The 15498-nt window shown below is 34.5% G+C and carries 17 protein-coding genes and 1 tRNA gene; 8 read left to right on the forward strand and 10 right to left on the reverse strand.

Annotated features, from left to right (window positions below):
• Positions 1-9: 9 nt before the first annotated feature.
• On the reverse strand, positions 10-2388 hold the full coding sequence (locus NSED_RS08450; RefSeq protein WP_026090075.1) for a thrombospondin type 3 repeat-containing protein: 2379 nt from the start codon (positions 2386-2388) through the stop codon (positions 10-12).
• A gap of 195 nt (positions 2389-2583) precedes the next feature.
• Between NSED_RS08450 and twy1 the strand changes: the two genes are divergently transcribed.
• Complete coding sequence (gene twy1, locus NSED_RS08455; RefSeq protein WP_014965843.1) at positions 2584-3612, forward strand: 4-demethylwyosine synthase TYW1; 1029 nt, start codon at positions 2584-2586, stop codon at positions 3610-3612.
• On the opposite strand, the gene rdgB is transcribed toward twy1, so the two are convergent.
• The gene (rdgB, locus tag NSED_RS08460) at positions 3590-4138 is read right to left on the reverse strand and encodes an RdgB/HAM1 family non-canonical purine NTP pyrophosphatase (protein ID WP_014965844.1); all 549 of its coding nucleotides are present in this window, start codon (positions 4136-4138) and stop codon (positions 3590-3592) included. The two genes, twy1 and rdgB, sit on opposite strands and share 23 nt — an antisense overlap.
• Entirely contained in the window at positions 4122-4742 is a 621-nt protein-coding gene (locus tag NSED_RS08465) for a KEOPS complex kinase/ATPase Bud32 (protein WP_016940189.1), read from the reverse strand. Before NSED_RS08465 ends, rdgB begins: the two co-directional genes overlap by 17 nt.
• 37 nt (positions 4743-4779) lie before the next feature.
• On the opposite strand from NSED_RS08465, the gene NSED_RS08470 reads away from it, so the two are divergent.
• Positions 4780-5106, forward strand: coding sequence for a hypothetical protein (locus NSED_RS08470; protein WP_014965846.1), 327 nt, complete (start codon positions 4780-4782; stop codon positions 5104-5106).
• On the opposite strand, the gene kae1 is transcribed toward NSED_RS08470, so the two are convergent.
• Positions 5100-6083: a KEOPS complex N(6)-L-threonylcarbamoyladenine synthase Kae1 gene (gene kae1 / locus NSED_RS08475; protein WP_016940188.1), complete on the reverse strand. Its 984-nt coding sequence runs from the start codon at positions 6081-6083 to the stop codon at positions 5100-5102. The two genes, NSED_RS08470 and kae1, sit on opposite strands and share 7 nt — an antisense overlap.
• 1 nt (position 6084) lies before the next feature.
• The gene (locus NSED_RS08480; RefSeq protein ID WP_014965848.1) at positions 6085-7272 is read right to left on the reverse strand and encodes a redox-regulated ATPase YchF; all 1188 of its coding nucleotides are present in this window, start codon (positions 7270-7272) and stop codon (positions 6085-6087) included.
• Between the two features lie 72 nt (positions 7273-7344).
• On the opposite strand from NSED_RS08480, the gene NSED_RS08485 reads away from it, so the two are divergent.
• On the forward strand, positions 7345-7893 hold the full coding sequence (locus NSED_RS08485; RefSeq protein WP_014965849.1) for an adenylate kinase family protein: 549 nt from the start codon (positions 7345-7347) through the stop codon (positions 7891-7893).
• A 31-nt stretch (positions 7894-7924) separates the two neighbouring features.
• Positions 7925-9436 (forward strand): tRNA guanosine(15) transglycosylase TgtA, encoded by a 1512-nt coding sequence (gene tgtA, locus NSED_RS08490; RefSeq protein ID WP_014965850.1) that lies wholly within the window; start codon positions 7925-7927, stop codon positions 9434-9436.
• A gap of 38 nt (positions 9437-9474) precedes the next feature.
• Here tgtA and NSED_RS08495 read toward each other — a convergent pair whose 3' ends face one another.
• Positions 9475-9777 (reverse strand): ATP-binding protein, encoded by a 303-nt coding sequence (locus NSED_RS08495; RefSeq protein ID WP_007403030.1) that lies wholly within the window; start codon positions 9775-9777, stop codon positions 9475-9477.
• Positions 9778-9918: 141 nt separating this feature from the next.
• On the reverse strand, positions 9919-10131 hold the full coding sequence (locus NSED_RS08500) for a hypothetical protein (RefSeq protein ID WP_012215921.1): 213 nt from the start codon (positions 10129-10131) through the stop codon (positions 9919-9921).
• Positions 10132-10244: 113 nt separating this feature from the next.
• Between NSED_RS08500 and NSED_RS08505 the strand changes: the two genes are divergently transcribed.
• The 4 genes from NSED_RS08505 (at position 10245) to NSED_RS08520 (ending at position 12850) form a co-directional block, all read left to right on the forward strand.
• Positions 10245-11510 carry an MBL fold metallo-hydrolase gene (locus NSED_RS08505; RefSeq protein WP_014965851.1) on the forward strand — a complete coding sequence of 422 codons (1266 nt, stop codon included), beginning with the start codon at positions 10245-10247 and terminating at the stop codon, positions 11508-11510.
• Positions 11491-12351, forward strand: a complete 861-nt coding sequence (locus NSED_RS08510; protein WP_014965852.1) for a DNA-3-methyladenine glycosylase family protein — start codon at positions 11491-11493, stop codon at positions 12349-12351. The genes NSED_RS08505 and NSED_RS08510 overlap by 20 nt, the downstream gene beginning before the upstream one ends.
• A gap of 33 nt (positions 12352-12384) precedes the next feature.
• Positions 12385-12459, forward strand: a tRNA-Arg gene (locus tag NSED_RS08515).
• A gap of 40 nt (positions 12460-12499) precedes the next feature.
• Positions 12500-12850, forward strand: a complete 351-nt coding sequence (locus NSED_RS08520) for a hypothetical protein (RefSeq protein WP_014965853.1) — start codon at positions 12500-12502, stop codon at positions 12848-12850.
• On the opposite strand, the gene NSED_RS08525 is transcribed toward NSED_RS08520, so the two are convergent.
• From NSED_RS08525 to NSED_RS08535, 3 genes are read right to left on the reverse strand one after another with little or no spacing between them, the layout of a single operon-like run.
• Positions 12847-13308 carry a cupredoxin domain-containing protein gene (locus NSED_RS08525; RefSeq protein WP_014965854.1) on the reverse strand — a complete coding sequence of 154 codons (462 nt, stop codon included), beginning with the start codon at positions 13306-13308 and terminating at the stop codon, positions 12847-12849. The two genes, NSED_RS08520 and NSED_RS08525, sit on opposite strands and share 4 nt — an antisense overlap.
• Complete coding sequence (locus NSED_RS08530; RefSeq protein WP_014965855.1) at positions 13305-14897, reverse strand: cytochrome b; 1593 nt, start codon at positions 14895-14897, stop codon at positions 13305-13307. Before NSED_RS08530 ends, NSED_RS08525 begins: the two co-directional genes overlap by 4 nt.
• Complete coding sequence (locus NSED_RS08535) at positions 14881-15486, reverse strand: Rieske (2Fe-2S) protein (RefSeq protein WP_014965856.1); 606 nt, start codon at positions 15484-15486, stop codon at positions 14881-14883. The genes NSED_RS08530 and NSED_RS08535 overlap by 17 nt, the downstream gene beginning before the upstream one ends.
• Between the last annotated feature and the right edge of the window lie 12 nt (positions 15487-15498).

Here is a 15498-nt window from a genome sequence, read left to right on the forward strand (position 1 = left end):
AAGATACTCCTAAGGGTCAGGGCAACCGTCTTCATCTTGGAAATTGTCATAATCCTCAGGTTCTAGAGGACATAGGTCATTTTCGTTTATTATTCCATCCAAATCAGCATCATGTTTGTATCTAGATTGTTCTGGAGCAATATCAGGGCAGCCATCGTGATCTTGGAATTTATTATAAGTTTCTTTGGAAGTTGGACATGCATCTACATCATCATATATGCCATCTCCGTCAGTGTCAACTCTAAGATTTCCAGTTGGTACTGTGTCAGGGCAACCGTCATAGTCAACATATCTGTTCCAAACTTCACTTTGATTTGGACACATATCCATTACATCTGGAACTCCATCACCATCAGAGTCAGGTTGAGTATTATCACTATCTGGGCAACCGTCTTCATCTTGGAATCCATTGTAAGTTTCGGCAACTAGAGGACAATCATCAAAAATATCATTTATGCCATCATTATCAGAGTCAACTACAAATGATTTTGAAACAGAGTCAGGGCAGCCGTCATCATCTTGGAATTTATTGTAAGTTTCTTTGGCAGTTGGACATGCATCAATTGCATCTGGAATACCATCCATATCTCTATCATTCTTTCCAATGTAATTATCTGGACAACCGTCTCTGTCTAAAATACCATTATAGGTTTCTGGTTGGTTTGGACAATGATCATTATAATCATTAATTCCATCGCCATCAGAGTCAGGAGTACCTTTGTTATCTGCCACATAATCAGGGCAGCCGTCTTCATCTTGGAATTTATTATAAGTTTCAGGAACTAGAGGACATTGATCATTTTCATCAGGTATTCCATCATAATCAGAATCTAAACTGGTAATATATGGTGGATAATCAGGGCAACCGTCTTCATCTTGGAATCCATTGTATCTTTCTCTAACCAGTGGACATTGATCTAATGAATCTCTAATGCCGTCACCATCAGAATCTGCTTCAGTTGGATTATCAGGACAACCGTCATGATCAAGATAACGATTCCATGTTTCAGGTTCAGTTGGACATTGATCTAATGAATCTCTAATGCCGTCACCATCAGAATCTATAACAGATACATCAGGACAACCGTCATGATCAAGATAGCCATTTACTGTTTCGGCATCAAGTGGGCATCTATCATTCAAATCAGAAATTCCGTCACCATCATAATCTTGTCCTAGTACTCCAGATACACTATCCGGACAACCGTCATGATCATTAATTCCATTGTAAGTTTCTTTAACAGTAGGACATTGGTCTAAATTGTCTGGAATGCCATCCCCATCTCTATCAGTTGTGAAATCAGTATCAGGGCAGCCGTCTCTATCAAACACACCGTTGAAAGTTTCTGGTTGGTTTGGACATAAATCGAGATAATCATTTATTCCATCGCCATCAGAATCCGGAATTCCCTTATTAGAAGCTACAAAGTCAGGGCAGCCGTCCAAGTCTTGGAATCCATTGTAAGTTTCTTTTACATTAGGACATTGATCAATACTATTTGGAATTCCATCAAGATCAGAATCTACATCACTTGAATATGGTGGTATATCTGGACAACCGTCTTCATCTTGGAATCCATTGTATCTTTCTGGATCTAATGGACATGCATCATCTATATCCATAATTCTATCACCATCTGCATCATTTAATGTGCCATCAAAAGAAGGAGTAGAGTCAGGGCAGCCATCGTAATCTGCAAATCTATTGAAAGTTTCCGGTTGGTTTGGACAAATATCAAATTTATCAGCTATGCCGTCACCATCTTTATCGCTAAACGAAGTATCTAATGCAACGTCAGGGCAACCGTCTGTATCTCTATAACCATTATACACTTCAGGTTCATTAATACACAAATCAATTTTATCTGGAATTCCATCATTATCAGTGTCTACAAAACTAGAAGTGTTAATTGAATCAGGGCAGCCATCTTCATCTTGGAATCTATTGTAAGTTTCAGCACTTAATGGACATTCATCTGCAGCGTCTGGAACTCCATCCCGGTCTCTATCACCTGCGCCATAAGTATCTGGACAACCATCTCTATCCTGAATGCCGTTAAATGTTTCTGGTTGGTTTGGACAATTATCGATTAAATCTATAATTCCATCACCATCAGAATCTGATGCGCCACCTTCTCCACTTCCTGGAAGAGTATCAGGGCAGCCGTCTTCATCTTGGAATTTATTATAAGTTTCTTTAAGATTAGGACACTGATCAATATGATCTTCTATTCCATCATAGTCTTCATCATACCACGGTACAAAATTAGAAGGACACCCATCAATTGTTCCTTCATAATCTTCTTGTAAATTAGGACATGCATCTATAGAATCATCAACACCATCTTTATCTAAGTCATCAGCAGCAAAAATAGGGCTAACTGGCATGCTAGTCAATGTGGCTAGAAGTAGCAATAAGAATGACAAATTATGTATTTTTTTCAAAGCCTAAAAATACGTCGAGGATCCAGTTATTAAACCTCACTCTAGAATTTGCTAAAAAAATCGATAGATTTCAGAAAAGTTTGCATGTCAGACAAAAATCTCGATCAATTTAAGTAAACCAGAACACGATCTGAACTCATGAGTTGTTCTGGGGAGACAGTTGAGGAAGAAGATCGTTTGATTCAGATCAAGCCAGCAATATCTGATCAATTAAAAAAAGCAAAGTATGGTGTATCAGATCATTCAACAGTAGAACTTTGCCATTGGACAAAAAAATCATTCAAGCATGAGGGTAGTTGTTACAAACACAAGTTTTATGGAATTTCAACCCATAGATGTATGGAATTTTCACCAGCAGGGATGCATTGTGAAAACAGATGTGTGTATTGTTGGAGACCAATGGAATTTTATGATTCAATGAAAATGGAACCAGAACATGTTGCAGAACCTGAAGAAATTTTAACAAAGTTAATGGCTGAACGAAAAAAACTAATCAATGGATATTATGGAGATTCAAGAAACGATAAACAACGATTAGATGAATCTCTACTACCAAGTCATTATGCAATTTCACTTTCGGGTGAACCAACAATGTATCCTAAACTTCCAGAATTGATAAAATATCTTAATTCGCTTGAAGCAACAAAATCGATTTTTCTTGTAACAAACGGTCAAGAACCAGACATGATTCAAAAACTACAAGACGAGGATGCATTACCAACGCAATTGTATCTATCAACAAATGCCGCCGATTATGAATCATTTGTAAGAATCAACAAACCAAAATATGATGATTCTTGGGAAAGGTGGAATAGAACACTTGACATGTTAAAGGATTTGAATACTCGAACAGTTTTAAGAATAACTTTAATCAGAGAGTATAATGATCAAAAAGAAAATATTCCGGCATTTGCAGAAATGTTCAAAAAAGCAAGTCCACACTTTATTGAAATTAAATCGTATATGCATATTGGACGTTCAACTAATAGATTAGAGCATGCAAATATGTTAGAAATGGAAGAAGTAAAAAAATTTAGTGAAGAAATTGCAAATCAAAGTAAAATATTTTCAGTGATGGATGAAAGCATTGTTTCAAGAATTTCGATCTTACAAAACAATGAACGATTTATTGATCGTTATATTCCTACTTATTCAAATACCATTTAGAAAATTTTTTTAGTGCTTTGTATCTATGAGATAATTCATTTTTATTATTCATTTCAGCAAATGTCTTTTTTGAATTATTTGGAATAAAAATAGGATCATATCCCCAACCTTTTCCTTTTTGAGATTTGGAAATTTTTCCATTTAGTTTACCAACAAAAGACTCTAAATAATTTTTATCACAATAAGTAATAATTGATACAAACTTTGAATTGCGATTATTTTTTACAAGATTTAAGATTCCTTTATTCCCAATAGTTTTAAAAACATATGATGAATATGGACCTGGAAAACCTGCAATGGAATCAATGAATAGTCCGTCATCTTCAATCAAGAGAGGTTTTTTAAATTTAGAAAATGCATCTCTTGCTTTGGCGATTGCAATATCATGAAGTGAATTTGATTGAATTTCTTTTAGATCAGATTTTAAAAAACCAAGATTAATTCCAAATAAATCTAAAATGTTCTTTGCCTCATGATATTTGTGACTGTTTGAAGAAACGAAAAATAGATCAAACGACTTGTGCATATCTACCACGACTTTCAATATCTGAGACCAGTTTAGTTATTTTGGCATAGTAGGCTTGGCCAACTATTGATTTGTATCCATTTAGGAAATTTTTCCATGATGAAAACATGATTTTGGCATGAGCACTGTTAAGAATTTCTTTAATTAATCTCAAATCAACTGCATGATCTTCAGGCTTTATTGTGATTTGAGATAGCCCAAAATCAATTACATAAACAGTTTTTTGAAATAAAATGAAATTTGAAGTTGTTAAATCACCATGCATTATACCATTTTTATGTAAAGTTCCAACTAGTTTTCCTATATCTTTTGATAATCCAATAATTTTTGATTCTGACAAATCATGAACAGGCTTTCCAGGAATTTCTTGCATAATAATTGAGGTTTTATCTAAATTTACAAAATAAACAAGAGGTGCAGGAATTCCATATGATTTTACAAGTGATAATGTTTGAGATTCTTTAATTGTTCTTTGTTTACGAATTTTTGAATCAAGTGAAGGATTTCTATATTTTTTGATTTTTCTAATTTTTAGTATAGCATTGGAATTCTGCCATTTAGTTTGATATAGGTCTGCTTCAGCTCCTTTTTTGACTAGTTTCATTAACATTATATCCAGAAGAATTCAATAAAAATTAATCATGGATGAAGGAGAAAAGAGAATCAAACAAGAAGATTGTAGTGAAGATAATCTGGGTGCGGGAATTCTTACATTAACAAACAAGAGATTAGCATTTGATAAAACAAATTCAAGAATAATGGATTTTTCAAAACGTTTTGGGGATACAGTTTTGGATATTTCGTTAGACAAAGTAACAAAAACATGGAAAGAAGGATTGCTAATGAAAAAAGTGTGTTTTACAGCAAAAACAGATGAGGGGGAACAAACTTTCAAGTTTGGAGTTTTCAATACTAAAGGTTGGGTTAAAAGTATTGATCAAGCAATTGATGAAAACAAGAATCAATAATGTACTTTGACAGAATCTAATCTCCAAGATTGGGTAACAAATGTATTTTTTAATGCAACACCTTGCTTAACTTGAGATTCTAAGAGCCCAGTCCAACATATTTGACTCCCACAGTCTCCTGCATATTGTAATGGCACTACAAAAAATTTACATCCATGTCTTTTGCATACATCCTTGAGCATTTCAGATAATCGTCTATTAGCTGCAACCCCTCCTACAATCATTAGTTCTTTTTTTCTTGTAAATGATAAAGCACGTTCTACAGCTTCGCTAATCATTGCAAAGGCAGTTTCTTGAAGAGAATAGCAAGCATCTTCTTTGTTTTTTAATGCAACAGATTTGGTTGCAGACAGTAATCCAGAAAAAGATACATCATTTCCTTTTACTGAATATGGTAATGCGACATAATTTGAAGAAGCATTTGCTAACTCTTCAATATTTTTTCCACATGGGGATGCAAATCCGATTGATCGCCCGAACTGATCAAGTAATTGACCCAGAGTAATATCCAAAGTTTCACCAAACACCCTCCATTGCTTATTTAGAAATGCCAAAAGCATAGTATGACCTCCTGAAACCAAAAGTACGAGAGGATTTGTTGCACCAGTCAATAATTTTCCTAATTCAATATGTCCAATTGCATGATTTACAGGATATATTGGAATTTTGTAAAATGATGACAAAGAACGTGCGACTACTGCACCCACACGCAAACATGGACCTAATCCTGGACCTGCAGCATATGAAACAATATCTAAATCTTTGATGGAGATGTTTGCTTCTTTAAGGCAATCAGACAAAACTAGCGAACTATTTTCAATATGATGACGAGATGCCTCACGAGGATGAATCCCTTCTCCCTCATCTGGACGGTAAATTTTCCTAACATCTGATAGAATTTTTCCTTTCTTCCCAGTTTTCTCAATTATAGCACAAGAAAATGTATGGGCAGTACTCTCAATTCCAAGACCTAACATACTATCCACGACTTAATGTTGAAACAATTTTGATAACATCACCATTTTTAAGTTTTTGATCACCACTTATCCTTTGTTTTGTTTTACAATCTATTGCATGCAAGAATCCTTTTGCTATATCTGCATGAATTAATCCTGCCAAATCTTTTGCAGTTGAATCTTGAGGAACCAACTTTGTATCAGGTAGTATAACACCATCTTTGTTGGTAAGTTTTGTCTCATCCTCAACAGGATAAACTACAATAAACTTTAGTGAGTCAAAGACTGCAGTGTTTAAAATTTTTTGAATACCAGTTGTTGGAATCTTTGAAAAAACTGATTTTACTAAGTCAAGTGCTTTTTGTTGGGGTAGCGGTATTTCTTTTCCTTCAACAATTGTAAAACCCTCATCACCAGACGAATAATTTACAATTCCAGCTTTTGATGCCTTTCGTAAAAGTAATTCAGTTTCTGCACTGCAGGGAATTACAGGGTCAGGGATTTTTTTAATTATTTCAAGATCATGGCAAAGATCTGCTTTGTTTGCTGCTATAATCATGGGTTTTGTACTTTTTCTTAATTCTTTGACAAAAGTTTCAATGTCACTCTCCTCCCATTCTTTTGGATTTTTAGCCATGAAGTCTAGTTTTTGGAGAATTTCTTGAACTTGAAAATCTTTAATTCCTAATCCTGAAAATCTTTTTGCAATACCATCAGTAAGTTTTGCTCGTTTTTGATCTATTTCACGAGTTATCTTATCCCATTCTCTTTTCAAAATATCTGCAAACCATTGATCAAACTCATCTTGAACAAAAGCAACATCTTCTAACGGATCATGAATTCCAGCTGGAACAGGTTGGCCTTGAATATCAGTAGTTCCTGCAATATCAACAACATGAATTAAAACTTCAGCTTGTCTTGCATCATCAAGAAATTGATTACCTAATCCTTTACCTTCATGTGCACCAGGAACCAATCCTGCAACATCAATTAGTTTTACAGGAATAAATCGAGTTCCATTTACACATAATTCATTGTCATGTTTAATTTTAAAATGCTTACATGCACAATCTGCTTTTACATATGCTACTCCAATATTTGGTTCAATAGTTGTAAAGGGGAAATTCCCAGATGCTACAGGAGTTTCAGTTGCTGCTGAAAAGAAGGTAGATTTTCCTACATTTGCCTTTCCTAGTAAACCAATTTGCAATATTGTGCAAAACTCAATTCTACTTATTAGTATTGCAGAAATCGTTTAATCTATGAATCAGGTTTTCAAAACATGTCAATTGTAATCACAGGAAATCCAGGAGTTGGAAAACATACAATCACAGAAAAAATTGCTGAAAAAATGAGATTATCTATAATAGACATTAACACTGTTGCAAAAGAGTCAGGTCTATTTGAAAAAAATGATGATACAAATGACATCGATGTTAAAGAATTAGAGGAAATTCTAAAACAAAAGATTTCTGAAAAAAACATCATTGTTGGGCATTTGGCACCTTATGTTTTAAGAAAAAATCAGATCAAAATCATGATTGTTTTAAGAAGAAGTCCTTATGATTTAATTTCAGTTTACAAAGATAGGAATTACTCTGATGAGAAATGCAAAGAAAATGCAGGCAGCGAGATTCTAGGAATTATTGCTCATGATTCAATTAACAAATTTCAAGAAAAAGTATTTGAGATAAATGTCACTGAAAAAACTATTTCAGAGGTGACAGAACAGGTAATGCAGGTAATTTCACAAAAAGACAAAAATGACCAAGTTGATTGGCTTGAATTAGTCAAAAAAAATAAGGATTTAGGAAAATTTTTTGTTGATTGATTAAATAACGCCTTTGACTTTGTGTAATTACTTGTTTGAAATTTCTAAAACGGATCTAGCTGGAAGAATAGGTACGCTGTATACCAATCATGGAAAAATTGAGACCCCAGCATATGTTCCAGTAATTCATCCAGTCAAGCAAACAATTCCATCTAAAAAAATTCGAGAGATAGGTTTTGATTTAGTAATTACTAATGCATACATTACAAAAAACAATTATGGCAATGAAGCAATTGAAAAAGGAATTCATAAGATAATTGATTTTGATGGTGGAATCATGACAGATTCTGGAGGATATCAAGTTTTAGAATATGGAGATGTGGATGTATTGCCACCAGATATGGCAAATTTTGAAAAAGCAATCTTAACTGATTTTGCAATTCCACTTGATAAACCAACAGGATATGGAATGCCAATTAAAAAAGCAGAAGCTTATGTTAAACATACTCTAAAAGTTTCAAAGGAAACACTTGATAGCAAAGCAGATAATGGTCAAATTTGGATCGGTCCAATTCAAGGAGGTGAGCACTTTGATTTGGTTGGCAAATCTACAAAGAGTTTAGTAGACATGGGTTTTCAGATGCTTGCTTTAGGTAGTCCAGTTGAATTCATGGAGTCATATGAATATAGATTATTAGCACAGATGATAGTAGCTGCAAAAAAACATATGCCACAATCAATTCCATTACATCTTTTTGGTGCGGGACATCCTCTAACAATTCCATTTGCCATAGCTTTGGGATGCGATACGTTTGATTCAGCATCATACATGCTTTATGCCAAACAGCTAAGATACATCACAGATGATGGTACACGCTATTTATCAGATATTGCTGTATTTCCATGCAATTGTGAAATATGTTCAAAATATACCCCTGAGGAATTCCATCAGTTAGAGGCAACTGAAAAGATCAATCAATTGGCAATTCATAACTTGTATGCAATTAAACTTGAAGTTGACAAAGTAAAACAAGCGATTCACGAGGGAAGGTTATGGGAATATGTAATTAAAAAGGCAAGAGCCCATCCCAAACTATTTGAAATGATCGAAGTGATGACTGAAAATTATGAATTTCTTGGTTTAGGGACTCCAAAATTCAAAGAAAAGGCAATTTTCTTATTTAGCAAAGAGGATCAATACAGACCAGAGGTTCAGTCTTTCCAGAAAATTGTTAAAAAATTCAAATCAAAGAAAAAGAAAATAATCATAACTAAAGAATCCAGTACAAAGCCAGGATATCTATCTCATCAATATACCGGGCTAAAAAAGAAACTCAAAGATTTTGAATCATTTCAAGTATGCCAATATAATCCAGTGTTAGGATTAATCCCGATTGAAATATCAGATATTTTTCCAGCCGCACATCATGAGACGTCTAGAATTGATTTTGAACCAAAAGAATTTCCTACATTTGAAAAAACATGGAATGATTTTTTTTCAAATAATAAATTTTTAGAAATTCATTATGATAAAGAAGATGCATTCCTAAAACATTTTGTAAAAACATTACCAAAAGAGATCAAGAAAAAATCTTTTGGATAATTAAAAATAAGAAAAAAGAATGTGCTAAAAGATGCTGCTTATAGAGCGGCGTCTTCTGCCCAACCTTTGATGAAGATACCGTTTTTGTGAAGAGGTACTGGTTGTCCAGCTGTGTAATTCATTGGTCTCATCCAAAAGATTGATTTTGTTGGGCATACACCTATGCATGCACCATCAGAAATACATCTTTCTGGGTAGAAAACAAATGCTTTACCTCTCTTCCAGCCTTCAACAGGTTTTACTCTAAGGACATCAGGACCAAGAGTTGTACAGATTTCTACACATAGTGCACATCCGATACATCTTTGTTCATCAATGTCTGGAAGTATTGCTATTGGCATTACAATGTTAAGATTGTTTGGTGACTATTTAAACCATGATTGAAATTCATAACCCTGTTATGAAAATGATCGAGTCAAAATGCGTGCGCAGAATCTAGATTGAAGAATTTAAAAAACAAAAAGATAACGTGTTTTACACGTTTATTTTCTCATTGCATCTATTTGACCAGAAGTAACCCAGTCAAGTAGTTCTGCTGAAGATGGATTAAGGTCTGCTTTCTGATTCATCAGATTGTTAACCCAAATCCAGTTAATTTGGTTTAGGAGTGGTTTGTTTGCTTCGTCACCTGCACGTGTTTTAGCGACGACGGCTTGATCTTGTTGTCCTAACCATTCTTGGAAGCTTCTTCCCATGAGGATCGAATCTTAGCTTACACTAATTAAAGCTTTTGTAGATTCCATGATAGGCACAATGATCGGATCGTCTCTAAGAAGGTTTTAACATAGATTAAATATCATTTTAATTCTTGAATGTCAAAGTTTTAGGTGCTGCAAACGAAGTAGGCAGATCTGGATTTTTAGTAGATTGTAATGGTACAAAATTACTATTAGATTATGGAGTAATGTTTGGTCGCAGGGGTAGTCCACCACAATATCCAATACATGTGAAACCAAAAGATTTGGATGCAATTATCATAACTCATGCTCACCTAGATCATTCAGGTAATGTTCCATCTCTTTTTGTAAGTGGGAATACTGATGTTTATGCAACTCCACCTACATTTGATCTTTCAAAATTATTGATTGAAGATATGTTAAAAATTGAAAAAAATTCCCACCCATTTGACCTACCAGAGGTGAACAATATGATGAGAAATGCAAAAGAGATTGGATTCAAACAAAAAATTACTAAAGGAAATGCAACTTTTGAACTAAGAGAATCAGGACATGTGATTGGCGGAAGCACTGTGATAGTAGAATCAGAAAAAAAGCGTCTTTTCTATACAGGTGATATTAAAACTCACGGTTCTAGAATGCTCAAAGAAATGGATTTGGATATTGGGGAAATTGATTTACTAATTACTGAAAGCACATATGCTAAGACTGAACAAAAACCAAGAAAAGAATCAGAAGCAGAATTGATAGAATTTGCGAATGAAGTTATGGATAGAAAAGGAATATTATTCATTCCTTCATTTTCAGTTGAACGCTCTCAAGAGATTGCTTGTATCTTGAGAAGTTCAAATTTCAAACATAAGATAATCATGGATGGAATGGCATTAAAAGTAAATGAGATAATGTTCAAGCATCCAGATTATCTAAGAGACCCACAAGTATTTTCAGACGCAATAAAACATGCAACATCTATCAGAGAACATTCTGAAAGAAAACGTGCTATGGAAGAACCATGTGTTGTAATTTCTCCAGCAGGAATGCTAGTTGGAGGAAATGCAGTGTATTATTTACAACAATTATCTTTTGATAGTAAAAACGGCATAGCTCTAGTTTCTTATCAAGGTGAGGGTACACCTGGAAGAAAATTACTCGATACAGGAATGGTATCAACTAGAGGCAAAGATCTTTCTGTCAAAGCAGAAGTAAAACAATTTCAGTTTTCTGGGCACGCAGATAGAAAAGAATTGTTTGATATGATTAAACAAATTAAAGGAAATCCAAAAGTGTGTACTGTTCATGGTGATGCTGAATCATGTGATATGTTTGCCAAGGAAATTCATGAGCAATTTGGTTTAGAAGCATTTTCTCCAGCAGTCAATGAAGAAATTACTGTGTAAAATGCAGAATTGTGTCATAAATGTGGATAGTTCGATAAATAGCGGTCAGGTATTTCTATGGAAAAAAAATAATGCAAATTGGTATGGAGTAAACGGTCAAGATATTCTAAAAATAACTAATTCTGGAGACATAAAATCATATCAAAATGATAAGACAGATTTTTTTCGAAAAAAAGACAATATTGAAAAAATTATTAAATCAATTTCAAAAGATGACGTTACAAAAAAAGCTATAAAGCAATATCCAGGGTTAAGAGTATTTGAACAAGATCCCTTTCAATGTTTAATTTCATTTATTGTCTCATCAAACTCCAATATTCAAAAAATTAAAAATAGTTTAGAAAAAATGTCAAAAAGGTTTGGTATTAAAACAGAATTTGATGATCAAGAGTTTTTTTTATTTCCCAAACCAGAAAAACTTGCAAAGGCATCAATAAATGAAATAAAAAGTTGCGGGGTAGGATACCGTGCTAATTTTATCAAAGAAGCGGCAAACAGAACAGCGTTGAAGAAGATTGATTTTGAATACTTGAAAAAATGCAGCTATCAAGAAGCTAAAAAAGAGATTTGCCAAATTCCAGGAGTGGGAAACAAAGTTGCAGATTGCATTATGTTATTTTCATTAAACAAATTAGAATCATTTCCATTAGATAGATGGATGATCAGAATTCTAGAGAAATATTATTCAGATAAATTTCAACTTGAAACTAAAACAATTACAGAAAAACAATATGGAATTCTTCATGAAAAAATCGTTAATCATTTTGGTCCCTTTGCAGGATATGCACAACAATTTCTCTTTAAGATGGAAAGAGAAAACTATCAAAAAAAGTGGCTGTAAACCCTTAAAATGGTAATTAATTGCTAGATTTTTGGGCCCATAGCTCAGCATGGATAGAGTGCCGGACTTCTAATCCGATGGTCAAGGGATCGAAGCCCTTTGGGCCCGCTTAACAAAGCTATTATTCAGATTTAGAAGCAAAGGGATTATGAAAGATTTAGAATTTGAACTAAATTCAACAGATATTCATCCAGATTCGGAAATCAGAGGAACAATTTTGGTTTCATATCCTGGAAGATATGATGGAGTTGTGATTAACACACAAATTTCAGATTCAAATGAACACATTATTTACAAATCATATAATGGAAAGAAGATTTCTCAAAATGTTTCAAGATTATTTATCAATAAAGATGTCATGCCAGAACATAAAGCTGAATTTACAGCAATAATAAATTTTGAGCCAAAGCAAGAACATGAAATAAAATTCAGAGTATCAATTATTGAGCAACATAAAGAAATTGAAAGTAAAATAATTTTTGCAAAATATTCTATCTAGAATCTACTTACTTCTACGATTAAAGATCCCTTCATCCATGGATGAGGTTGGCAATGATAATGAATTTCTTGCGGTTCAGTAAATAGGAATTCATATGTATCACCGGGTTTAAGAACGCCTTCAGAACCAAAATCACCACTATAGCTATCAGAGGTTCTATGATCAGGCGTTACAGTATGTGCAGTGTCATCATTATTTTTCCATACTACAAGATTGTTAATAGATAGTAAAGCATCTGCTTTATTTGGAACATAGTTTTGATTTCCTTCAATGACTGCACCTGGAACAATTTCAATTAGTAAACTTTTTTCAGGATTCAAGATATGTTCATCAACGGATGGTTTTGCCAAAGATTCAGGAAGATAAAATGAAGTGTAAAATACAACAGATGCAGACATGCCAATAATTAGTGCAATCATTCCAATACCGTATGCATGACTTGATGTAGGGGCACTCATAATTTTTTCACTCCATCAAGATCGTTAGAACCAACATTTGAATTGTTGTTTACACCAACACCCAAGTCTGCTTGAGTTTTTGGTACAGATACTTCTGGTGCCAATTCTTTTGATGCGGGATTTACATCAGATGCTGTTTTATCGTCTAGAGATTTACTTGATTCCACAGGTACTGGTTCTGCGAGTTTTGGTTTTTCTTCAACCACAGGCACAGGTGCTGGTGGTGGAGCATTCTTTTGTTGGCTCATTGCATATCTATACACATGGAAGAATGCAGCAAACACTAGCAGTATAATTCCGATAAAGAACAATGAAACATTCTTCATTCCTGTCAAAGCTGCGTTGTAAGCTGCAATGTTTAAGAATACTTGGAATGCCAAAAGTGCAACAAGTAACCAGTTAATCCATTTTTCAGATAGATTGATGGTTGCAACTTTTTGTGGACCGTTACTTTTTGCAAGTTTTGATTTTCTTTCTGCCTCATTTGCTAGCTTGATCATCATGTAAGTAAATCCAAATCCTAATGGTACCAGCAAGATCATTGTAGAGTAGAAGAATATTGGATCAATTACCAAACGCTCTACTAATGGAACCGAGATATCTGGTGAGATATAGAATCCCCAGTATGTAGTAACCATGATTTGGGCAAGGCTTGTTATTCCAAATGCAGTAATAATTGGTCTATCTCTCCATGAGAATTTCTTGTATCTGTCGATAAACGGAATCAGTACAAACGATATAATGAACAGTAATGGCCACAGCAAGCCTGTAACAAATTTGTCATATTGTGTTCTCATGAATGCATAGATTCCTGTAAGATACCATTCAGGGACAGTTACACCGGGCGGAACTGTGGGTTCAAACTTGAATCCCATATCAATTGGGAATACACCACCAGTGATCAAAATAGCACCGCCAATTGCCATAACCATTGGTACATCAAAGACGAGAAATCTTGGGAAGTGTACTGCCATTAATCCAAGCATTACAATAGGCAACAAGAATACGTGTTGTGCATAGAATCGTAACACAAAGTCAGAGAAACCACTACCTAACGCCGCATCACGAATCGTCGGTCCAGCTATTGGAATGGATGTTGTCAACGACGCGGCAATACTAATTGCAAGTTCTGCTCTTTCACTAAAAATTACGTCGTATCCAGTAAATGCTTCAAGAATAGTTACAGTACCTAAGATAACACCGGTCATCCATAAAACTTCATTTCTAATTTTGTATCTTCCACTAAAGTACTGATAATACATGTGAAGAACTGCTAAAAGAACCATAGCATTTGAGCCATGGTAGTGAATATTTCGAATGTGAAAACCAAACGGAACTTCATCATTGATGAATTGAACACTATCCCATGCTCTATCAAGAATTGGTTGATAATAAAACATCAACAGAGCTCCTGAAACTCCAAGAATAATAAATACAATAAAAGTAAGCATTCCTAAAAATCCAAACGGACTTACGAATCTTGCAGGAAATGAAAATTTAATTGCAGTAAAGATAGTTCTATCTACTCCATCCCAAAGCCAATAAAGGAATGCTACAACCCCAGTTCTTCTTTCAAGCGAAACGGCCATATCCTATTACTCCATTTTCATTTGCATTAAACTTTGGCGGCATGATAAATACAAAACCATCTGAATCAATTTCTAAAGTTAGTTTAGGCAATGTATTTGATGGTGCAGCTTGAACAGATGCAGGGCCAACAAATGCGGTCCCAGTTATTGGATCATACATACTTCCATGACATGGACACTCACCTCTTTTTCGGCCCTCATCAGGCCAATATTTCCACAAACACCAAAGATGTAAACAAATCATACTATAAGCTCGCAAAGAAGAAGTATCTTTTTTTCCACCACCTAATTCCTCAGGCAATCTAATGAATTGCCATTTACGAAATGCTTCTGCATCAAGTGCAGCATCACCAGTTGCAGGATAGGTGATTACTTCAGCATGGTTAACGGGATAATTATTGATGTTAGCTTGTGTACCATCAGGCAAAATTACTGGCACTCTTTCAAGGGATGCCTGATTTGGATTTGGCATAAAGTTGCCAAACGGCACAAAGGGTGCAAAAGCTAATCCTGTGCCTGCCGCCCCCATTAATTTGAGAAAGTCTCTTCGGGATAATCCGCCAGACTTTTTTGTCCCCAGTTCTGACATTCAGCTCTCGTA

Origin of the sequence: Candidatus Nitrosopumilus sediminis (genome assembly GCF_000299395.1) — an archaeon.
Taxonomy (GTDB): domain Archaea; phylum Thermoproteota; class Nitrososphaeria; order Nitrososphaerales; family Nitrosopumilaceae; genus Nitrosopumilus; species Nitrosopumilus sediminis.